General features: G+C 46.4%; 1 protein-coding gene. It reads right to left on the bottom strand.

What is annotated here, in order from left to right:
* The coding region (locus tag AC0QHF_RS09260; protein ID WP_324703918.1) for a reverse transcriptase domain-containing protein at positions 1-265 on the bottom strand (265 nt) is incomplete at both ends.

The following is a 265-nucleotide window of genomic DNA, read 5'->3' as shown; positions in this document are numbered from 1 at the left end:
GGTGTCCCGGCTTTCGTGTCGTCAAATACACCATTGTCAATAACCCCGGCTTTTAACCATTGTCTGATATTGCGCCTAATGGTCGTTGGACAATGAAGTTTGGATAGCAGGTATTCATGGTCAATCTGGTCAAAGCATTTGGCAATATCGGCATCGAGGACGTAGTATCCCCCTTGATTAATCGCGACAAATATTCTGCCAATTGCATCGAGGGTTGAGCGTCCGGGTCGAAACCCATAGCTTGTTCCTTCAAATAATGGTTCCC

This window comes from Lyngbya sp. CCY1209 (assembly GCF_055795065.1).
The sequence above is the reverse complement of the archived record's forward strand: the minus strand, read 5'-3'. Positions and strand labels throughout refer to the sequence as shown.